A 19,818-nucleotide genomic window follows, 5' to 3' on the forward strand; every position below is an offset into this window, starting at 1 on the left:
TCCGACGATGAACAGCCAGCAGACCGCGACACCCGGCGAGGACGAGGTCCCCGCCGAGCACGCCGTCCCCGACGAGCTGTCCCTGGCCGGCGGCTTCCCGCCCGCCGACCGCGACCGGTGGCGGGAGCTCGTCGCCGGGGTGCTGCGCAAGGGCGGCCGCGAGGACCTGCCCGACCCGGTCGAGGACGCCCTGCGGCGCACCGTGGCCACCGGGGTCACCGTCGCGCCCCTCTACGACGCCGACGACGCCGGTGACCTGCCGGCCGCCGTCGGCGTCCCGGGGCTGCCGCCCTTCGTCCGCGGCGCCCGCGCCGGCGCCGATCCCGACCGCGGCACGCCGGCCGGCTGGGACGTGCGGCAGCGGCACGCCCACCCCGACGTCGCCGTCACGCGGGAGGCGATCGCGGCCGACCTGGAGAACGGCGTCACCTCGCTGTGGCTGGTCCTCGGCGAGGGCGCCGTGCCGCCGGAGGCGCTGGGCGAGGTGCTCGCCGGCGTCTACCTCGACCTCGCGCCGGTCGCCGTCTCCGGCGTCGGGCCGGACGGGGGGCTGCGGGCCGCCGAGGCGCTGCTGGCGCTGACCGGCGACCGCACCGACCTCGCGCCGGGCGGCTCGCTGGGGCTCGACCCGCTCGGCGTGCACGCCGCCTCCGGCGAGGAGCAGGACCTCTCCGGGCTGGCCGGCCTGGCCCGGCGGACGCCGGCGGGCTGGCGCACCGTCGTCGTCGACGGCACGGTCTTCTCCGACGCCGGGGCCACCGCCGTCGAGGAGCTCGGCTGCGTGCTGGCCGCCGGGGTGGCCTACCTGCGGGCGCTGACCGACGGCGGGCTCGGCGTCGACGAGGCGTTCGGCCGGCTGGAGTTCCGCCTCACCGCGTCGGCCGACCAGTTCACGACGATCGCCGCGCTGCGCGCGGCCCGCCGGCTGTGGGACCGGGTCGGCGAGGTCAGCGGCGCCGCGCCCGCGGCCCGCGCCCAGCGCCAGCACGCGGTGACGTCGTCGGTGATGACGACGCGGCGCGACCCCTGGGTGAACATGCTGCGGACCACGGTGGCCTGCTTCGCCGCGGGCGTGGGCGGGGCCGACGCGGTCACCGTGCAGCCCTTCGACGCCGCGCTCGGCCTGCCCGACGCCTTCTCCCGCCGGATCGCCCGCAACACCCAGAGCCTGCTCGTCGAGGAGGGCCACCTCGCCCGCGTCCTCGACCCGGCCGGCGGCTCCTGGTACGTCGAGTCGCTCACCGAGGACCTCGCGCAGGCCGCGTGGGCCTGGTTCACCGAGGTCGAGCGGGCCGGCGGGCTGGTCGCGGCGCTGTCGTCGGGGCTGGTCCGCGACCGGCTGGCCGCGGCCTGGGACGCCCGCGCGCAGCGGCTGGCGACGCGCGCCGACGCGATCACCGGCGTCAGCGAGTTCCCCAACCTGGCCGAGAGGCTGCCCCAGCGGCAGCCGGCGGCCGACCTGCACCCCACCGGCGGGCTGCCCCGGGTGCGCGCCGCGCAGGAGTACGAGGAGCTGCGCGACCGCGCCGACGCCGCGCCCGACCGGCCGCGGGTGTACCTGGCCACCCTCGGCCCGGTCGCCCGGCACACCGCGCGGGCCGGGTTCGCCGGCAACCTGTTCCAGGCCGGCGGGGTCGAGACCCCGGCCGGCGACGGCGCCTCCGGTCTCGCCGACGCCGGCACGGCGGTGGCGTGCATCTGCGGCACCGACGGCGACTACGCCGAGTCGGCCGCCGCGCTGGCCGCCGAGCTGCGGGCCGCGGGAGCCGCGCACGTGTGGCTGGCCGGGAAGCCGTCCCCGGAGGTGGACGGCGTCGACGGGTACGTGTACGCCGGGTGCGACGCGCTCGACGTGCTGCGCACCGTCCACGCCCACCTGGGCCTCACCGACGGCCTTCATCGCGGTAATGGCACTGAGGAGGACGCATGAGTGCGATCCCCGACTTCGGTTCCGTCGAGCTGGGCCGCCCTGCGGCGGGCGCCGGCGACTGGGCGGAGGCGTTCCGGGCGACCACCGGTCGCGGCGTGGACGAGGCGACCTGGGAGACCCCCGAGGGCATCGCCGTCCCGCCGCTGGCCACCCCGGCCGACCTCGCCGGGCTGGACTTCCTGCGGACCTACCCCGGTCTGCCGCCGTTCCTGCGCGGGCCCTACCCGACGATGTACACCACGCAGCCGTGGACGATCCGCCAGTACGCGGGCTTCTCCACCGCCGCGGAGTCCAACGCGTTCTACCGGCGCAACCTGGCCGCCGGCCAGAAGGGCCTCTCCATCGCGTTCGACCTGGCCACCCACCGCGGCTACGACTCCGACCACCCGCGCGTGGTCGGCGACGTCGGCATGGCCGGGGTGGCGGTCGACTCGATCCTCGACGTGCGGCAGCTGTTCGACGGCATCCCGCTGGACCGGATGACCGTGTCGATGACCATGAACGGCGCGGTGCTGCCGGTGCTGGCGCTCTACGTGCTCGCCGCCGAGGAACAGGGCGTCGCCCCGAAGCAGCTGGCCGGGACCATCCAGAACGACATCCTCAAGGAGTTCATGGTCCGCAACACCTACATCTACCCGCCGAAGCCCTCGATGCAGATCGTCAGCGACATCTTCGCGTTCACCTCGCAGGAGATGCCGCGGTTCAACTCGATCTCGATCTCCGGCTACCACATGCAGGAGGCCGGGGCGACGGCCGACCTGGAGCTGGCGTACACGCTGGCCGACGGGGTGGAGTACGTGAAGGCCGGCCGGGACGCCGGCCTCGAGGTCGACGCGTTCGCGCCGCGGCTGAGCTTCTTCTGGGCGATCGGCATGAACTTCTTCATGGAGGTCGCGAAGCTGCGTGCCGCCCGGCTGCTGTGGGCGCGGCTGATGCGGGAGGCCGGCGCCCAGCAGGACAAGTCGCTGTCGCTGCGCACCCACTCGCAGACCTCGGGCTGGTCGCTGACCGCGCAGGACGTCTACAACAACGTCGTCCGCACCTGCCTGGAGGCCATGGCCGCCACCCAGGGGCACACCCAGTCGCTGCACACCAACGCCCTCGACGAGGCGCTCGCGCTGCCCAGCGACTTCTCCGCGCGGATCGCCCGCAACACCCAGCTGCTGCTGCAGCAGGAGTCGGGGACGACGCGGGTGGTCGACCCCTGGGGCGGGTCGGCGTACGTGGAGAAGCTGACCTACGACCTGGCCCGCCGCGCCTGGGCGCACATCGAGGAGGTCGCCGAGCACGGCGGGATGGCGCAGGCCATCGACGACGGCATCCCGAAGCTGCGCATCGAGGAGGCCGCGGCCCGCACCCAGGCCCGCATCGACTCCGGCCGCCAGCCGGTGATCGGCGTGAACAGGTACCGGGTCGAGGCCGACGAGGCCATCGAGGTGCTGCGCGTGGACAACGCGCAGGTGCTGGCCGAGCAGAAGGCGAAGCTGGAGCGGCTGCGCGCCGAGCGCGACCCGCGGGCGGTCGAGGAGGCGCTGCACCGGCTCACCGACGCCGCCCGCGCCGCCGCCGAGGGTCGCCGCGGGCGGGAGCTCGACGCCAACCTGCTCAAGCTCGCCGTCGACGCGGCGCGGGCGCAGGCCACCGTCGGGGAGATCTCCGACGCGCTGGAGCGGGTCTACGGGCGGCACGCCGGCCAGGTGCGCACCATCTCCGGCGTGTACCGCGACGAGGCAGGGGCGTCGGGCCCGGTGGAGGAGACCCGCCGCGCGGCGCAGGCGTTCGAGGAGGCCGAGGGGCGCCGGCCCCGGATCCTGGTCGCCAAGATGGGCCAGGACGGCCACGACCGCGGGCAGAAGGTCATCGCCACCGCGTTCGCCGACCTCGGCTTCGACGTCGACGTCGGCCCGCTGTTCCAGACGCCGGAGGAGGTCGCCCGGCAGGCGGTGGAGGCCGACGTGCACGTCGTCGGCGTCTCCTCGCTGGCCGCCGGCCACCTCACGCTGGTGCCGGCGCTCAAGCAGGCCCTCGCCGACCTCGGGGCCGACGACGTGCTGGTCGTGGTCGGCGGGGTCATCCCGCCCGACGACGTCCCGCGGCTGCGGGAGATGGGCGCCGCCGCGGTGTTCCCGCCCGGCACGGTCATCGCCGAGGCGGCGCAGGAGCTGCTGCGGACGCTGTCGCAGCGACTCGGCCACTGATGCCGGCACCGGACGTCCCGGCGCTGGTCGAGGGGGTGCTCGGCGGGGACCGCCGGTCGCTGGCGCGTGCGATCACGCTGGTCGAGTCCCGTCGCGCCGACCACCGCGAGCGCGCGCAGGAGCTGCTGGTCGAGCTGCTGCCGCACGCCGGGGGAGCGCGCCGCGTCGGCATCTCCGGCGTCCCCGGGGTGGGGAAGTCGACGTTCATCGACCAACTCGGCGTCGACCTGACCGCCCAGGGCCACCGGGTCGCGGTGCTCGCCGTCGACCCGTCGTCGGCGCGCTCGGGCGGGTCGATCCTCGGCGACAAGACCCGCATGTCGCGCCTGGCCGTCGACCCGCGCGCGTTCATCCGGCCGGCCCCGACCGCGGGCACGCTCGGCGGGGTCGCGCAGGCGACGCGGGAGTCGATGGTCGTCGTCGAGGCGGCCGGCCACGACGTGGTGCTGGTGGAGACCGTCGGCGTCGGGCAGTCGGAGGTCACCGTCGCCGAGATGGTCGACTCCTTCCTGTTCCTCACCCTCGCCCGCACCGGCGACCAGCTGCAGGGGATCAAGCGCGGCATCCTCGAGATCGCCGACGTCATCGCCGTCAACAAGGCCGACGGGCCGGCCGCCGCCGACGCCCGCAAGGCCGCCCGCGAGCTGGCCGGGGCGATCCGGATGCTGCGCGGGCACGACGAGGACTGGACCGTCCCCGTGCTCACCTGCGCCGGGCTGACCGGCGAGGGCCTGGCGCAGGTGTGGGCGAGGCTGGTCGAGCACCAGGACCGGGCGCGGGCGTCGGGCGCGTTCGACGAGCGGCGCCGCGCCCAGCAGGTGCGCTGGACCTGGCAGCTGGTGCGCGACGGCCTCGAGCACCGGCTGCGGTCGCACCCCGCCGTCCGGTCGCAGGCGCCGGAGCTGGAGGCGGCGGTGCTGGCCGGCGAGCTCACCCCGGCGCTGGCCGCCCAGCGGCTGCTGCAGGCCTTCCTCGCCGGGGAGACGCCGGCCTCCTGAGCGGGCGGTCTCAGGCGCCGGCGCGCTCGAACTCGGCGATCCACCCCCGGACGACGTCCTCGGGGTAGCCGCGGTGGAAGTGCCGCCGCCACGGGTAGGCCGGGCCCGAGCCGTCGCCCAGCGGGATCCGCTCGACCGCACCGCGGACCCTGCCCGGGACGCCGGCGCAGACCGCCGCGGCGGGGACGTCCTCGCGGACGAGGGCGTGCGCGGCGACCAGCGACCCCTCGCCGACCCGCACGCCGGGCAGCACCACCGCGGAGGTGGCGACGACGGCGAAGCGCTCGAGCGTCGCGCCGGCGTGGAACCCGTCGCTGGGCGGGTGCGGGTCGTTGGTGAGGACGACGTAGGGGAACACCCAGACGAACTCCTCCAGCGTCGACCCGCGGCCGAGGTGGACGTTGGAGTGCAGGCGCACGTGCCGCCCCAGGCGGGTGTCGCCCTGCAGGTCGCACAGCGTGCCGATCCGCAGGTCCTCGGCGGCCTCGACGCCCTCGCGGACGGTCACCCGGTGCCCGGTCTGCAGGCCCGGCCCGAACGTGGAGCCGGCGTAGACGACGCTGTGCGACCGGACCAGCGAGCCCGCGCCGATCCGCAGCGGCCCGGCGTCGCCGCCGGCGGCGGGGTGGCCGAGCTCGCAGTGCGAGCCGACCACGGTGCCCGCGCCGAGCTCGACGCCGGCGTGGACGATCGTGAACGGGCCGACCTGCACGCCGTCGCCGAGGCGGGCCTGCGGGTCGACCAGGGCGGTCGGGTGGATCACGCGGTGCTCCTCGTCGGTCCGTGCGGGGCGGGGGTCAGCGGGTCAGAGCAGCCGCAGGGCGTCGCAGACCCGGTCGACCTCGGCGTCGGTCAGCTCGGCGAAGCAGGGCAGGGTCAGCACCTGCCCGGCCGCCCGCTCGGTGACCGGCAGGGACACCCCGCCGGTCGTGCCCGCCAGCACCGGCTGGCGGTGGTCGGGCACCGGGTAGTGCACGTCGGTGCGGATCCCGGCCGCGGCCAGGGCGGCACGGTCGGCGTCCCGGTGCGGCGTCGTCATCACCGCCAGGTGGCCGACGTGGGCGGGGGAGGCGGCGTCGCGGCCGTGCACCATCCGCCGGGGGCCCTCGCCGAGCACCTCGGCGTAGCGGGCCACCACCTCGCGCCGCCGGGCGTTCCACCCGGCCAGGTGGGGGAGCCGGACCCGCAGCACGGCCGCCTGCAGCTCGTCGAGCCGGCTGTTGCGCCCGTGCGGCAGCGTGGCGGTGTACTTCGCGCTCCAGCCGTACTGGCGCAGGCTGCGCAGCCGCGCGGCCAGGTCCGCGTCGCCGGTGGTCACCGCGCCGCCGTCGCCGAGCGCGCCGAGGTTCTTGGTGGGGAAGAAGCTGAAGGCCGCGGCGTCGGCCAGCGACCCGGCCGGGCCGTCGGTACCGACCGCGCCCGCGGCCTGCGCGCAGTCCTCCACCAGCGCGACGCCCGCCGACCGGCACAGCTCCCGCAGCGGGCCGACGTCGGCGAGCCGGCCGTAGAGGTGGGTGACGGCGACGGCGCGGGTGCTGGGGGTGAGCACCGGCTCGACCGTGGCGGCCGTCAGCAGCAGCGTGGCGGGGTCGACGTCGGCGAAGCGGGGCACCAGCCCGGCCTTCAGCGCCGCCGTCGTGGTGTACATGCCGGCGTTGGCGGCGGTGACCACCTCGTCGCCGGGCCGGCAGCCCACGCCGATCAGGGCGAGCTCGAGCGCGTCGGTGCCGTTGCCGACGCCGACGCAGTGCCCGGCGCCCACGGCCGCGGCGAACTCGCGCTCGAACGCGTCGTGCTGCGGGCCCAGGACGTACCACCCGCTGGTCAGGACGTCGTCGATGGCCGACCGCAGAGCGGGCGCCAGGGCCGCGACGCCGCGGCCGAGGTCGTTGAGCGGCACCTCACCCATGTGCGTCCTCCTCCTGTCCGCCGGCCGGTCGGGGCGCCGACGTTAGGTGGTCGCCGGCCGCCGGCGGCGTGACGGACGCGGAGTGCCGGGGCGGCTGTGCGGGGTGTGTCGCACGAGCCGGGCGGGAGGGGCGCGTCCCCCGGGGCCGCGCTCCCGCCGTGCCTAGTGTCCGGGCGGTCGCGGTCCGTGGTCGGACCGGTCACATCCCCGACGTCCTGGAGACCCGATGTCCTTCACCGTCCACCCCGCCGGTCTGTGCGAGAGCGCGCACGTCGGTGCGGGGACCCGGGTGGCGGCCTTCGCGCACGTCCACGCCGGTGCCGTCGTCGGCGACCGGGTGACCCTGGGCAGCGGCGTGCGGGTGGGCGACGGCGTCCGCCTGGCCGACGACGTGTCCGTGGGCGCCAACGCCGTGCTCGCCGGGGAGGAGCCCGGCGCCGCGGAGACCGTGGTCGGTCCCGGCGCCTCCGTCGGCGCCGGGTCGACGGTGGTCCCCGGCGTCCGGATCGGCCGGCGTGCCCGCGTCGCCCCCGGCACCGTGGTGACCCGCGACGTCCCGCCCAACGCCGTCGTGGAGGGCAACCCCGCCCGCATCGTCGGGTACGTCGACGCCGGTCCCGACGTCGCGGACGCCGGGGAGGTGCGCATCGGCGCGCTGCCGGCCAGCCGGGTGCCGGGGGTCAACGTCCTGCGGATCACCCGCGCCGACGACCTGCGGGGCAGCCTCGTCGCGGCCGACTTCGACCAGGACCTCCCGTTCGTGCCGCGCCGCTTCTTCACCGTCTTCGGCGTCCCGTCCTCCGACGTCCGGGGAGCGCACGCGCACCGCCGCTGCCACCAGCTGCTGGTCTGCGTGCAGGGCAGCATCAACGCGGTCGTGGACAACGGCGTGCAGCGGCAGGAGTTCGTGCTCGACCGGCCCGACGTCGGCCTGCACATGGAGCCGATGACCTGGGGCACGCAGTACCGCTACTCCGCCGACGCGGTCCTGCTGGTCCTCGCCTCGGACCCCTACGACCCCGACGACTACATCCGCGACCACGACGAGTTCCTCGCCGAGGTCGGGCAGCCGGCGCCGGCCTGACCGGACGTCAGGGACCGGTGGAGCGGCAGTCGCGGGCGCGCAGCTCGGCGAGGTAGTCGGCCGGGGCGCCGGCGGCCTCGGCGGCGTCGGCGATCGCGCCCAGGTGCCGCGCCGAGGGCAGCCCGCCCTCGAACGCGTCGAGGGCGTAGACGTAGGCGACGACGTCACCGCCGAGGGTGTGCACCCGCAGGTTGAGCTTGCGGTAGAGGCCGCGGTCGGCGCCCTCCCAGGCGTCGAGCTCCCGCTCGTCGGCCGGGGTGAGGTCGTACAGCGCGACGAAGACGCCCGGCGCGTCGGCGTCGTCGGCCGGGACGAGGGTGGCCAGGGCGCCGTCCCAGCCGTACTCCTCGGCGCCGAAGGTGAGCCGCCAGCCGCGGATCCAGCCGGTGCCCACGTGCGGGGACGACGGGCAGCGGCGCAGCATCTGCTCGGGGTCCATGTTGGACCCGTACGCGGCGTAGAGACCCATCGCCGCCCGAGCCTACGGCCGGTGTGTCCCGCGCGACCCGTGAGCCTGCCGACGCGTGCCGCGCGGGCTGGGACGATGGGTGCGCACCCGTCCCCGACGCAGGAGACCCCATGACCCGCATCGTCATCATCGGCGGCGGCCCGGCCGGCTACGAGGCCGCGCTGGTGGCCGCCTCGCTCGGCGCGCAGGTCACCGTCGTCGAACGCGACGGCCTCGGCGGGGCCAGCGTGCTCTCCGACTGCGTGCCGTCGAAGACCCTCATCGCCGCCGCCGGCACGGTGACCTCGGTCCGCGACTCCACGGTCCTCGGCCTGCGCGGCGCCGACCTCGCCACCGTCGGCCTCGACCTCGCCACCGTCAACGCGCGGGTCAAGGGGCTGGCCGTCGCGCAGTCGGCCGACATCCACGCCCGACTGGTGTCCGAGGGCGTCCGCGTGCTGGCCGGGCAGGCCCGGCTCGCCGACGCCGCCCGCGGCCTGGTCGAGCACCGGGTCGAGGTCTGCGGGCGCGACGGCACGGTCGCCGAGACCCTCGAGTGCGACGTCGTGCTCATCGCCACCGGCGCCGACCCTCGCGTGCTGCCCGGCAGCGAGCCCGACGGGGAGCGGATCCTCGACTGGCGCCAGCTCTACGACCTCGCCGAGATGCCCGAGCACCTGGTGGTCGTCGGCTCCGGCGTCACCGGCGCGGAGTTCGCCTCCGGCTACCTGGAGGCCGGCGTCCCGGTCACGCTGGTCTCCTCCCGCGACCAGGTGCTGCCCGGCGAGGACGCCGACGCCGCCGACGTCATCGCCGAGGTCTTCCAGGCCCGCGGCGGGCGGATCGCGGAGCGCGGCCGGGCCGCGAGCGTCACCCGCACCGAGAAGGGCGTGCTCGTCGAGCTCACCGACGGGCGCACCGTGGAGGGCTCGCACGCGCTGATGACCGTGGGCACCGTGCCCAACACCGCCGGGCTGAACCTTGCGGCGACCGGCGTCGAGCTGCGCGAGTCCGGCCACGTCGTCGTCGACCGGGTCTCGCGCACCAACGTGCCGGGCATCTACGCCGCCGGCGACGTCACCGGCGTCTTCCAGCTGGCCAGCGTCGCGGCGATGCAGGGCCGCATCGCGATGTGGCACGCCCTCGGCGAGGCCGTGCACCCGATCCGGCTCAAGACCGTGTCGGCCAACGTGTTCACCCACCCCGAGATCGCCACGGTCGGCGTGCAGGAGAAGACCCTGCCCGAGGGGCACGACCTCGACGTCGTCTCGCTGCCCCTGGCCACCAACGCGCGGGCGAAGATGAGCGACCTGCACGCCGGCTTCGTCAAGCTCTTCGCCCGCAAGGCCACCGGCGTCGTCGTCGGCGGGGTCGTCGTGGCGCCGGGCGCCAGCGAGCTGATCCTGCCGATCACCCTCGCGGTGACCAAGGGCCTGACCGTGAGCGACCTGGCGCAGACCTTCGCCATCTACCCCTCGCTGTCGGGCTCGATCACCGAGGCCGGCCGGAGGCTGATGGGGGCCGACGCGCTGGCGTGACACCCGGGGCCCGTGGGGCGCCCGGGACGGGACGCGTGTGACGGCTGGCGCGGGCGGGACCGCGATGGTGCGCACGGGACACCGGCCCGCCGATGCCGGGAGGGATGCGCCCTCCCCGAGTCCTGTCGCGGTCCCTGGCCCTGGCCGGTGCCGTCCTCGCCCTGTGCGCCGGCCCGGGTGCCGTGGCACGGGCCGACGACGGTGGCGCGACGACCGTCGTCGGGGAGCTGGTGCGGGCCTGGCCGGAGACCTCGGCCGAGGGCCGGCACGCGGGGGAGGCCCACGACCAGCCGCTGACCTTCGTCGAGGGCAGCGACGGGTCCTCGGTGCGCGTCCCGGCCGGTGCCGTCACGGGCATCGACGACGGCGCGACCGTCGAGGTCACCGTCGGCGGCACCACCGACGACGAGGCCGGCGAGGACGGCTACGAGCCGGCCCACGAGGTCCTCGGCACGGAGGTGCTCGAGCCGGCGCGGCCGGTCCCCACCGTGCCGGCCGGCTCGGTCACCAACCAGGTCACCGTGGTGATGGTCGCCCCGGCCGGCGGCACCCCCGACGGCACCGCGCTGGCCGACGTCGTCGACACGGTCAACGGCGAGGTCGCCGACTTCTGGTCGGAGGAGACCGGCGGTGCGGTCACCGTCGGCGTCACCGCCGCGCACGACTGGATCACCACCGCGGCCGGCTGCACCGACCCCACGGCCCTGTGGGACGAGGCCGCGGCCAGCGCCGGGTTCCAGCCCGGGCCGGGCCGGCACCTGCTGCTCTACGTCACCAGCCGGCCGGAGGACCTGCCCGGCTGCTCGTACGCCCTCGGGCAGGTCGGCACCGGGACGGCGTCGGGCGGGCGGCTCTACGTCCGCGACGACCTCGCCTCGGTCATCGCCCACGAGCTCGGCCACAACTTCGGGCTGGGCCACTCCAGCGGCCTGCAGTGCGACACCGCCGTCGAGGCCGCCGCCGGCAGCTGCCGCACCGCCGCCTACCGCGACTTCTACGACGTCATGGGCGTCTCCTGGGACCGCATCGGCACCCTCACCGCCGCCCAGGCCGCCCGACTCGGCGTGCTGCCGGCCGCGGCCACGCAGACCGCCGGAGCCGGCACGACGACGGCGACCCTCGCCCCGCTCGGCGGGGGCACCGGCACCCGCGTGCTCCGGCTGACCGACGGCGCCGGCACCGACTACTGGCTCGAGTACCGCACCGCCGTCGGCCGCGACGACTGGCTGGCCCGCGACAACCGCTACCGGCTCGACAGCGGCGTCCTGCTGCACCGCTCCGGGGGGTTCCCCGACACCTCCCTGCTGCTCGACGGCAGCCCCTCGGCGGCCGACCGCTGGGACGACGACCTGCAGAGCGCGCTCGTGCCGGGCGTGCCGGTGGTCGTCGCCGGCGGGCAGTTCACCGTCACCGTCGACGCGCTCACCCCGGCCGGCGCCGCCGTCACCGTGGTGCGCGCGGCCGAGGCGACCCCCCCGGCGCCCGCCGCCGCGACCGCACCGGCGCCGGCGGAGCTGCCCGCCGGCGGGACGCCGTCCCCGGCCTCCTCGCCGCGCCCGGCGGCCACCGGGCCGTCGCCGGCCGGCGCGGCCGCTCCCACGCCCGCCCCGCCCCCGGCCGCCGTCCCCCCGGCTCCGGTCGAGGTCCACGCAGCGGCTCCCGCCGTGCCCGCCGCCGCGCCGGTCGAGGCCGCCGCGGCCCAGCCGGCCGGCAGCGCCTGGGCCACCCCGGCGCTGGCCGCCGGCGGCGTCCTCGGCGCGGGCGGCGCGGTGCTCGCCGGCCGCCGGCTGCGGGCGCGGCGGGGCTGAGCACTCCCTCCCGGGAGGGGTCCAGTTCCAGGCCGCACGCGCCGATGCAGAGGCGAGCGCCGCTCCCCGACGCCCCTGACCTGGAGTTCCCCGTGCCCCTCGCCCCCCGCCCGCTCGCGGCCGCGGTCCTCGTCGCCGTCACCGCACCGCTGCTGCTGGCCGCCCCGGCCGCGGCCGAGGAGCCGGCTCCGGGGGACACCGTCGTCGGCGAGCTCGTGCAGGCCTTCGCCGACCCCGAGCACGCGGGCCACACGCCCGACGCCCAGGCCGAGGACGCCGAGGACACGCTGCTGAGCTGGATCGACACCGGGGACGACGGCTCGGTCCGCGTCCCCACCGAGGACGTCGCCGACATCGAGGTGGGCGCGACCGTCGAGGTCACGGTGGGCCGCGAGGTCCGCGACGAGGCGACCGTCGAGCACGGGGTGGAACCCGCCCGCGACGTCGTCGCCGCCGAGGTCGTCGCCCCGGCCTCGCCTGCCGCGGCCACGGCTCCGCACACCAACGCGGTGACGGTGGTGATGGTGCAGCCGGGCGGAGCGCCGCGCGACGGCACCACGCTGGCCGAGGTCGTCGCTGCGGTCGACGGGCCGGTGCGGGACTTCTGGAGCGAGCAGAGCAACGGCGCGGTCACCGTCTCGGTGACGGGCGGCCGGGACTGGATCAGCACGACCGCGGACTGCCGCAGCCCCCTGGCCCTGTGGGAGGAGGTGGCCGGTGCCGTGAGCTGGGCCGGTGACCCGGGTAAGCACCTGCTGCTCTACGTCCCCGCGGACACCCCCTCCTGCGCCTACGGCCTGGGGACCATCGGCTCGGGCATCGGCGACGGCGGGCTGCTCTACGTGCAGGACACGTCCACCTCGGTGATCGCCCACGAGCTGGGCCACAACTTCGGTCTCGGCCACGCGTCGGCGGTGCAGTGCGACGCCTCCGCCGAGTCCGCTCCGTGCCGGACGGTGGAGTACTGGGACTGGTACGACGTCATGGGCATCTCCTGGGGGCCGGTCGGCTCCCTGAACGCCCCGCACGCCGCGCGGCTGGGGCTGCTGCCGTCCTCCGCACGGGTGTCCGTCGCGTCCACCGGGGCCGGCGGCACGTACACCCTGGCCCCGATGGGGAGCCGCAGCGGCACCCGCGCGCTCGCGCTGACGTCGGGGTCCACCCGCTACTGGGTCGAGTACCGCGCGCCCGTGGGCCGGGACGGCTGGCTGGGCGACCCGCAGGTCAGCTACGGCCTCGAACCCGGGGTGCTCGTGCACGTCGACGGGCCGGGACCGGACGGGAACACCTCGCTGCTGCTCGACGGCACCCCGTCGGGTCAGGCGGCCTGGGACGTCGACGACCAGACCGTGCTGCCGGCCGGCTCCCGGCTGACCCTCGGCGGGGGACTCACGGTCGGCGTCACGTCCACCTCCGGTTCGAGCGCGACGGTCCGGGTGCAGACGGCGGCCGGCGACCCCGTGTCCCCGATCCAGGATCGGTACCGCCAGCTGGGCGGGGCGGACGGGCCCCTGGGCGCACCCGTCTCCGACGAGCGGTGCGACCTCCCCGGCGGCGGCTGCACCCAGCGCTTCGTGGGGGGCGCGCTCTACTGGTCGTCGGCCACCGGCGTCCGCCGGCTGCGCGGCGCCATCCTCGACCGCTACGAGGCGCTCGGGGGTCCGGCGTCGCTGGGGTACCCGACCAGCGACGACACCCCCGACCGCGTGCCCGGCGTCTGGTACTCCAACTTCCAGCAGGGCGACGTCGTCTGGTCGCAGGCCACGGGGGCCCACGACGTGCGCGGCGCGATCCTGCAGCGGTGGCTGGCCACGGGCGCCTCCGGCGGCGGTCTCGGGCTGCCGGTGAGCGGGGACACCCGGATCCCGGGCGGGTACGTGGTGCACTTCCAGCGCGGGTCGATCTGGTGGTCGTCCCCGACCGGCGCCCACGACGTGCGCGGGGCGATCAACGAGAGGTACCGGGCCACCGGCGGGCCGTCCTACATGGGCTTCCCGGTGCGCGACGACAGCCCCGACCGGGTCCCCGGTGTCTGGTACTCCAACTTCCAGCAGGGCGACATCGTGTGGTCGGCCGGCACCGGTGCCCAGGTGGTGCGCGGCGCGATCCTGCAGCGCTGGATCGCCACGGGCGCCTCCGGCGGCGGGCTGGGCCTGCCGGTCACCAGCGACGCCGCGATCCCGGGCGGGTACGTGGTGCACTTCCAGCGCGGGTCAATCTGGTGGTCGTCCCCGACCGGCGCCCACGACGTGCGCGGGGCGATCAACGAGAGGTACCGGGCCACCGGCGGGCCGTCCTACATGGGCTTCCCGGTGCGCGACGACAGCCCCGACCGGGTCCCCGGTGTCTGGTACTCCAACTTCCAGCAGGGCGACATCGTGTGGTCGGCCGGCACCGGTGCCCAGGTGGTGCGCGGGGCCATCCTGCAGAACTGGGTGGCCTTCGGCGCCTCGGGTGGCCGGCTGGGGCTCCCGGTCACCAGTGACGCCGTCGCGCCCGGTGGTGCCGGGTACCTCGTGGCCTTCCAGCGCGGGACGGTCTACTGGTCACCGGCCACCGGCGCCCAGCGGGTGCTCGGCGCCCACGACACCGCCTACCGCGCCGAGGGCGGCACCACCTCGTGGCTGGGCTATCCGATCCTCGACACGGTCCCGGTCCTGCCGTCGGGAGGTGAGCGGACGACCTTCCAGTACGGCGTCGTCCAGACCCGCTCCGACGGCCGGCTCACGGTGAGCCGCACGACCTGAGAGAAGCCCCTAGTCCGCGTCGGCGATGGTGCAGAGGACGGCGCCGCTGGTCACGGTGGCGCCGACCTCGGCCGACAGCCCGCTGACCGTGCCGGCCTTGTGGGCGTTGATCGGCTGCTCCATCTTCATCGCCTCGAGGACGACGACGAGGTCGCCCTCGGCGACGGTGTCGCCGTCGGCGACCGCGACCTTGACGATCGTGCCCTGCATCGGCGAGGTGAGGGAGTCACCGGAGGCCGCCGCCCCGCCGTGACCCGAGCCCCGCTTCCGCGGCCGGGCCCCGCCGGTGGCGGCGCCCGGGGCCGGTCCGCCGCCGGCCGCCAGGCCCGCGGGCAGCGACACCTCCAGACGCCGCCCGCCGACCTCGACGACGACGGTCTGCCGCGGCTCGTCCTCGCCGCCCTCGGCCGGTGCGGCGGAGTACGGCGGGACCTGGTTGTCCCACTCGGTCTCGATCCAGCGGGTGTGCACCCGGAACGGCTCGCTGGTGAACGCCTCGTCGCGGACCACCGCCCGGTGGAACGGGACCACCGTGGGCATGCCCTCGACGACGAGCTCGTCCAGGGCGCGGCGGGCCCGCTGCAGCGCCTCGGTGCGGCTGGCGCCGGTGACGACCAGCTTGGCCAGCATCGAGTCGAACGCGCCGGCCACCTCGCCGCCGGTCTCGACGCCGGAGTCCCACCGCACACCGGGGCCCTGCGGGATCTCCAGCCGGGTGACCGGGCCGGGCGCGGGCATGAAGTTGCGGCCGGCGTCCTCGGCGTTGATCCGGAACTCGATGCTGTGCCCGCGCGGGGTGGGGTCCTCGGTGATCTCCAGCGGCAGGCCGTCGGCGATGCGGAACTGCTGGCGGACCAGGTCGATGCCGCTGGTCTCCTCGCTGACCGGGTGCTCGACCTGCAGGCGGGTGTTGACCTCGAGGAAGGAGATCGAGCCGTCGGCGCCCACGAGGTACTCGACGGTGCCGGCGCCGTGGTAGCCGGCCTCCCGGCAGATCGCCTTGGCCGAGGAGTGGATGCGGGCGCGCTGCTCGTCGGTGAGGAACGGCGCGGGGGCCTCCTCCACCAGCTTCTGGTTGCGGCGCTGCAGCGAGCAGTCACGGGTGCCGACCACGACGACGTTCCCGTGGGTGTCGGCCAGCACCTGCGCCTCGACGTGCCGCGGCTTGTCGAGGAACCGCTCGACGAAGCACTCGCCGCGCCCGAAGGCCGACACTGCCTCGCGGACGGCGGAGTCGAACAGGTGCGGGATCTCGTCGAGGGTGCGGGCCACCTTGAGCCCGCGCCCGCCGCCGCCGAACGCCGCCTTGATGGCGACCGGCAGCCCGTGCTCCTCGGCGAAGACCACGACCTCGTCGGCGTCCTGGACCGGGTCGGTGGTGCCCGGTACGAGGGGCGCACCCACCTTGGTCGCGATGTGGCGGGCCTGCACCTTGTCGCCGAGGGCGGTGATCGCCTCGGGGGAGGGGCCGATCCAGGTCAGCCCGGCGTCGATGACGGCCTGCGCGAAGTCGGCGTTCTCCGACAGGAACCCGTAGCCCGGGTGCACCGCGTCGGCGCCGGACCTCCTGGCGACGTCGATGATCTTGCCGATGACGAGGTACGAGTCGCCCGGCGTGGTGCCGCCCAGGGCGAAGGCCTCGTCGGCGGCGCGCACGTGCAGGGCGTCCCGGTCGGTGTCGGCGTACACCGCGACGCTGGTCAGCCCGGCGTCCCGGCAGGCGCGGGCCACGCGGACGGCGATCTCGCCGCGGTTGGCGATCAGGACCTTCTGCACCGGGCTCTCCCTCGTTGGTGGACCGGTCGGGACTGTAGTCAGGACGCCCGGGGCCGCTCCCGGGCGGGAGGAGCGGCTCAGCGCCGCCAGAGGGCGGTGATGGTCAGCCCCCGGCGGGAGAGCTGCTCGCGCAGCGCGGCCAGCGACAGCCCGACCACCGACGCCGGGTCGCCCTCCACGCGCCGCACGAACGGCGCGCCCAGCCCGTCGAGGGTGAAGGCGCCGGCGACCGCGAGCGGCTCGCCGGAGTCGAGGTAGGCGTCGATCTCCTCGGCGGTGGGGGAGGCGAAGTGCACGACGGTGGAGGTGACGACGACGTCGCGGCCCTCCACGCGGCCGCTCCGCACGTCGAGCAGCGCCTGCCCGGTGTGCAGCACGCCGGAGCGCCCGGCCATGCGCCGCCACCGGTCGCGGGCCTCGTGCGCGTCGGCGGGCTTGCCCATGGCCTCGCCGCGGAACTCCAGCAGGGAGTCGGCGCCGATGACCAGCGCGTCCTCGACCCGGCCGGCGACCACGGCGGCCTTGGCCGCGGCCAGCAGCGCCACCTGCTCGCCGACGCGCGGGGCGGTGATCGTGGACTCGTCCAGGTCGCTGACCACCACCTCGGGCGCGAGCCCCGCCTGGCGCAGCAGCCCCAGCCGGGCCGGCGAGGCGGAGGCCAGCACCAGCCTGCGGCTCATCCCGGCCGTCCCGCGGCGCGCCAGCCACCGGGGCCGGGCCGCAGGACCGGCCGGTGCAGGCCGGCGGGGGAGGCCCACGCCCCGACCGGGACCGGCCGCCGGCGCGGCGGCTCCCGCCGGGACAGCGCGGCGACGACGACGGTCAGCGCGGCGAGCTCCTCGTCGGTCGGCTCGCCCCGGACGACGCGCAACAACGGCTGCTCGCTCACAGCGGGATGTTCCCGTGCTTCTTCGGCGGCAGCGTCTCGCGCTTGTTGGCCAGCAGCCGCAGCGCCTTGGTCACCTGCACCCGGGTGTGCGACGGCAGGATCACCTGGTCGACGAAGCCGCGGTCGGCCGCGACGTAGGGCGACAGCAGTGCGTCCTCGTACTCGGTGATCAGCTCCGCGCGGCGGGCGTCGGGGTCGTCGGCGTCGGCGAGCTCGCGCCGGTAGAGGATGTTGACCGCGCCCTGCGCACCCATGACCGCCACCTGCGCCGTCGGCCAGGCCAGGTTGAGGTCGGCGCCGAGGTGCTTGGAGCCCATGACGTCGTAGGCGCCGCCGTAGGCCTTGCGGGTGATGACCGTGACCTTGGGGACGGTGGCCTCGGCGTAGGCGTAGATGAGCTTGGCGCCGCGGCGGATGATCCCCTCCCACTCCTGCGACGTCCCGGGGAGGAAGCCCGGGACGTCGACGAAGGTGAGCACCGGGACGTTGAACGCGTCGCAGGTGCGCACGAACCGCGCGGCCTTCTCGCTGGCGTCGATGTCCAGCGTGCCGGCGAACTGGGTGGGCTGGTTGGCCACCACGCCGACCGGTCGCCCCTCGACCCGGCCGAAGCCGACCAGGATGTTGGGCGCGAACAGCGCCTGCACCTCGAGGAACTCGCCGTCGTCGAGGACGTGCTCGATGACGGTGTGCATGTCGTAGGGCGTGTTCGGCGAGTCGGGGACGAACGTGTCGAGCTCGAGGTCGGCGTCGGTCACCGCGTCGGGCAGCGTGACGTCGACCGGGGCGACGTCGACGGCCGGCAGCGGGTCGAGGTTGTTGCTCGGCAGGTAGGACAGCAGCGCCTTGACGTAGTCGAGGGCGTCGGCCTCGTCCTCGGCCAGGTAGTGCGCCACCCCGGACTTGGTGTTGTGGGTGCGGGCGCCGCCGAGCTCCTCGAGCGTGACGTCCTCGCCGGTCACCGTCTTCACGACGTCGGGGCCGGTGATGAACATCTGGCTGGTCTGGTCGACCATCACGACGAAGTCGGTGAGCGCCGGGGAGTAGACGTGCCCGCCGGCCGCGGCGCCCATCACCAGGGAGATCTGCGGGACGACGCCGGAGGCGTGCACGTTGCGCCGGAAGATCTCGCCGTAGAGGCCGAGGGAGACCACGCCCTCCTGGATGCGCGCGCCGCCGCCCTCGTTGATGCCGATGACCGGGCAGCCGTTGCGGACGGCCAGGTCGAGGACCTTGACGATCTTCTCGCCGTAGACCTCGCCGAGGCTGCCGCCGAAGACGGTCACGTCCTGCGAGAAGACGCAGACCGGCCGGCCGTCGACCGTGCCGAACCCGGTGACGACGCCGTCGCCGAAGGGCCGCTTGGCGTCCATGCCGAAGGCGCTGGAGCGGTGCCGGGCGAACTCGTCGAGCTCGGTGAACGACCCCGGGTCCAGCAGCGCCTCGATGCGCTCGCGGGCGGTCATCTTCCCGGCCGCGTGCTGCTTCTCCACGGCGCGCTGCGAGCCCGCGTGGGTGGCCTCCTCGACCCGCCGCCCGAAGTCGGCCAGCTTCCCGGCGGTCGTGTGGACGTCGACGCCGCCGGGGACGGACTCCCCGGCGCTCTCCAGCTCAGCCGCAGTCACGGGGCCGTAGCGTAGGGGAGTGCCCGACGCGCCCTCTGCCCGCTGGTCGGAGCTGGACCGCCCGCCACTGGACCCGGTGGCGCTGCAGGCCGCCCTCGTCCGCGACAGCCGGCTGTGGCGCTCGCTGGAGGTGGCCGAGGAGGTCGGCTCGACCAACGCCGTCCTCGCCGCGCGCGCGACCGACGACGCACCCGAGGGCGCCGTCCTCGTCGCCGAGCACCAGTCCGCCGGCCGCGGCCGGCTCGACCGCACCTGGGTGTCCCCGCCGCGCGCCGGGATGACCGTCTCGGTGCTGCTGCGCCCCGACGTCCCGGCCGCCCGCCGCGCCTGGCTGCCGTTGCTCACCGGCGTCGCCCTGGCCGAGGCCGTCGGCGAGGTCTCCGGTGTCCGCACGTCGCTGAAGTGGCCCAACGACCTGCTCGCCGCCGACGGCCTCAAGCTCGCCGGCATCCTCGCCGAGGCCACCGGCGACGCCGTCGTCGTGGGGACCGGGCTCAACGTCACCACCCGCCGCGAGGAGCTGCCGCCCACCGGCACGTCGCTGGCGGTCGTCCTCGGCGCACCGGTCGACCGCGGCACGCTGCTGCTGGCCTACCTGCGCGGGCTGGAACGGCGCTACCTCGCCTGGACCGCCGCCCTCGGCGACCCCGTCGCCAGCGGCCTGGCCGGCGACTACCTCGCCTGGTCCTCCACGGTCGGCGCCGACGTCACCGTCACGCTGCCCGACGGGGCGGACCTGGCCGGTACCGCCACCGCCGTCGACTGGGACGGCCGGCTGGTGCTGCAGACCGCCGCCGGCACCGTGGAGCTGGCCAGCGGCGACGTGCAGCACGTGCGGACACGCCCGCCGGGAGCCTGACGCCCCGCC

15 protein-coding genes are annotated in these 19,818 nt (G+C 75.9%); 8 read left to right on the top strand and 7 right to left on the bottom strand.

Features of this window, described 5'->3' with window-relative positions; translation table 11 throughout:
- Positions 1 to 7: 7 nt before the first annotated feature.
- Genes CHC04_RS01945 through meaB form a run of 3 tightly spaced genes read left to right on the top strand, consistent with a single transcriptional unit; the run spans position 8 to position 5,126 of the window.
- On the top strand, positions 8 to 1,930 hold the full coding sequence (locus CHC04_RS01945) for a methylmalonyl-CoA mutase subunit beta (protein WP_089402195.1): 1,923 nt from the start codon (positions 8 to 10) through the stop codon (positions 1,928 to 1,930).
- Positions 1,927 to 4,128 (top strand): methylmalonyl-CoA mutase, encoded by a 2,202-nt coding sequence (scpA, locus tag CHC04_RS01950; RefSeq protein ID WP_089402196.1) that lies wholly within the window; start codon positions 1,927 to 1,929, stop codon positions 4,126 to 4,128. The genes CHC04_RS01945 and scpA overlap by 4 nt, the downstream gene beginning before the upstream one ends.
- On the top strand, positions 4,128 to 5,126 hold the full coding sequence (gene meaB / locus CHC04_RS01955; protein ID WP_089402197.1) for a methylmalonyl Co-A mutase-associated GTPase MeaB: 999 nt from the start codon (positions 4,128 to 4,130) through the stop codon (positions 5,124 to 5,126). Before scpA ends, meaB begins: the two co-directional genes overlap by 1 nt.
- A 10-nt stretch (positions 5,127 to 5,136) precedes the next feature.
- On the opposite strand, the gene CHC04_RS01960 is transcribed toward meaB, so the two are convergent.
- Together CHC04_RS01960 and CHC04_RS01965 are read right to left on the bottom strand one after the other, a co-directional pair.
- Positions 5,137 to 5,889 (bottom strand): acyltransferase, encoded by a 753-nt coding sequence (locus tag CHC04_RS01960; protein WP_089402198.1) that lies wholly within the window; start codon positions 5,887 to 5,889, stop codon positions 5,137 to 5,139.
- A 42-nt stretch (positions 5,890 to 5,931) separates the two neighbouring features.
- Positions 5,932 to 7,035, bottom strand: a complete 1,104-nt coding sequence (locus CHC04_RS01965; protein WP_089402199.1) for a DegT/DnrJ/EryC1/StrS family aminotransferase — start codon at positions 7,033 to 7,035, stop codon at positions 5,932 to 5,934.
- A 226-nt stretch (positions 7,036 to 7,261) separates the two neighbouring features.
- Between CHC04_RS01965 and CHC04_RS01970 the strand changes: the two genes are divergently transcribed.
- On the top strand, positions 7,262 to 8,119 hold the full coding sequence (locus CHC04_RS01970; RefSeq protein WP_089402200.1) for a WxcM-like domain-containing protein: 858 nt from the start codon (positions 7,262 to 7,264) through the stop codon (positions 8,117 to 8,119).
- A 7-nt stretch (positions 8,120 to 8,126) separates the two neighbouring features.
- Here CHC04_RS01970 and CHC04_RS01975 read toward each other — a convergent pair whose 3' ends face one another.
- Entirely contained in the window at positions 8,127 to 8,588 is a 462-nt protein-coding gene (locus tag CHC04_RS01975) for a gamma-glutamylcyclotransferase family protein (protein WP_089402201.1), read from the bottom strand.
- A gap of 110 nt (positions 8,589 to 8,698) precedes the next feature.
- On the opposite strand from CHC04_RS01975, the gene CHC04_RS01980 reads away from it, so the two are divergent.
- The 3 genes from CHC04_RS01980 (at position 8,699) to CHC04_RS01990 (ending at position 14,660) form a co-directional block, all read left to right on the top strand.
- Positions 8,699 to 10,105 (top strand): NAD(P)H-quinone dehydrogenase, encoded by a 1,407-nt coding sequence (locus tag CHC04_RS01980; protein WP_089402202.1) that lies wholly within the window; start codon positions 8,699 to 8,701, stop codon positions 10,103 to 10,105.
- Positions 10,106 to 10,209: 104 nt separating this feature from the next.
- Positions 10,210 to 11,913 (top strand): zinc metalloprotease, encoded by a 1,704-nt coding sequence (locus CHC04_RS01985; RefSeq protein WP_089402203.1) that lies wholly within the window; start codon positions 10,210 to 10,212, stop codon positions 11,911 to 11,913.
- Positions 11,914 to 12,005: 92 nt separating this feature from the next.
- The gene (locus tag CHC04_RS01990; RefSeq protein WP_089402204.1) at positions 12,006 to 14,660 is read left to right on the top strand and encodes a M66 family metalloprotease; all 2,655 of its coding nucleotides are present in this window, start codon (positions 12,006 to 12,008) and stop codon (positions 14,658 to 14,660) included.
- Between the two features lie 9 nt (positions 14,661 to 14,669).
- On the opposite strand, the gene CHC04_RS01995 is transcribed toward CHC04_RS01990, so the two are convergent.
- The 4 genes from CHC04_RS01995 to CHC04_RS02010 all read right to left on the bottom strand — a co-directional run bounded on the left by CHC04_RS01995 (position 14,670) and on the right by CHC04_RS02010 (position 18,950).
- Positions 14,670 to 16,436, bottom strand: a complete 1,767-nt coding sequence (locus CHC04_RS01995) for an acetyl/propionyl/methylcrotonyl-CoA carboxylase subunit alpha (RefSeq protein WP_089402205.1) — start codon at positions 16,434 to 16,436, stop codon at positions 14,670 to 14,672.
- A 77-nt stretch (positions 16,437 to 16,513) separates the two neighbouring features.
- Entirely contained in the window at positions 16,514 to 17,116 is a 603-nt protein-coding gene (locus CHC04_RS02000) for a Maf family protein (protein WP_089402206.1), read from the bottom strand.
- A complete protein-coding gene (locus CHC04_RS02005) occupies positions 17,113 to 17,325 on the bottom strand; it encodes an acyl-CoA carboxylase subunit epsilon (RefSeq protein WP_089402207.1) in 213 nt (70 codons plus the stop codon). The genes CHC04_RS02000 and CHC04_RS02005 overlap by 4 nt, the downstream gene beginning before the upstream one ends.
- Positions 17,322 to 18,950 (bottom strand): acyl-CoA carboxylase subunit beta, encoded by a 1,629-nt coding sequence (locus CHC04_RS02010; protein WP_089402208.1) that lies wholly within the window; start codon positions 18,948 to 18,950, stop codon positions 17,322 to 17,324. The genes CHC04_RS02005 and CHC04_RS02010 overlap by 4 nt, the downstream gene beginning before the upstream one ends.
- A 19-nt stretch (positions 18,951 to 18,969) precedes the next feature.
- On the opposite strand from CHC04_RS02010, the gene CHC04_RS02015 reads away from it, so the two are divergent.
- Entirely contained in the window at positions 18,970 to 19,809 is an 840-nt protein-coding gene (locus tag CHC04_RS02015; RefSeq protein ID WP_089402209.1) for a biotin--[acetyl-CoA-carboxylase] ligase, read from the top strand.
- Positions 19,810 to 19,818: the final 9 nt, after the last annotated feature.

It is taken from the genome of Geodermatophilus saharensis, from assembly GCF_900188205.1.
Lineage (GTDB): Bacteria > Actinomycetota > Actinomycetes > Mycobacteriales > Geodermatophilaceae > Geodermatophilus > Geodermatophilus saharensis.

What these genes read in the sequence shown, in the direction of transcription:
- CHC04_RS01965 (WP_089402199.1), bottom strand. Translation starts at nt 7,035, where the DNA reads ATGGGTGAGGTGCCGCTCAACGACCTCGGCCGCGGCGTCGCGGCCCTG.
- CHC04_RS01980 (WP_089402202.1), top strand. Translation starts at nt 8,699, where the DNA reads ATGACCCGCATCGTCATCATCGGCGGCGGCCCGGCCGGCTACGAGGCC.
- scpA (WP_089402196.1), top strand. Translation starts at nt 1,927, where the DNA reads ATGAGTGCGATCCCCGACTTCGGTTCCGTCGAGCTGGGCCGCCCTGCG.
- CHC04_RS01975 (WP_089402201.1), bottom strand. Translation starts at nt 8,588, where the DNA reads ATGGGTCTCTACGCCGCGTACGGGTCCAACATGGACCCCGAGCAGATG.
- CHC04_RS01945 (WP_089402195.1), top strand. Translation starts at nt 8, where the DNA reads ATGAACAGCCAGCAGACCGCGACACCCGGCGAGGACGAGGTCCCCGCC.
- CHC04_RS01970 (WP_089402200.1), top strand. Translation starts at nt 7,262, where the DNA reads ATGTCCTTCACCGTCCACCCCGCCGGTCTGTGCGAGAGCGCGCACGTC.
- CHC04_RS02000 (WP_089402206.1), bottom strand. Translation starts at nt 17,116, where the DNA reads ATGAGCCGCAGGCTGGTGCTGGCCTCCGCCTCGCCGGCCCGGCTGGGG.
- CHC04_RS01985 (WP_089402203.1), top strand. Translation starts at nt 10,210, where the DNA reads ATGCGCCCTCCCCGAGTCCTGTCGCGGTCCCTGGCCCTGGCCGGTGCC.
- meaB (WP_089402197.1), top strand. Translation starts at nt 4,128, where the DNA reads ATGCCGGCACCGGACGTCCCGGCGCTGGTCGAGGGGGTGCTCGGCGGG.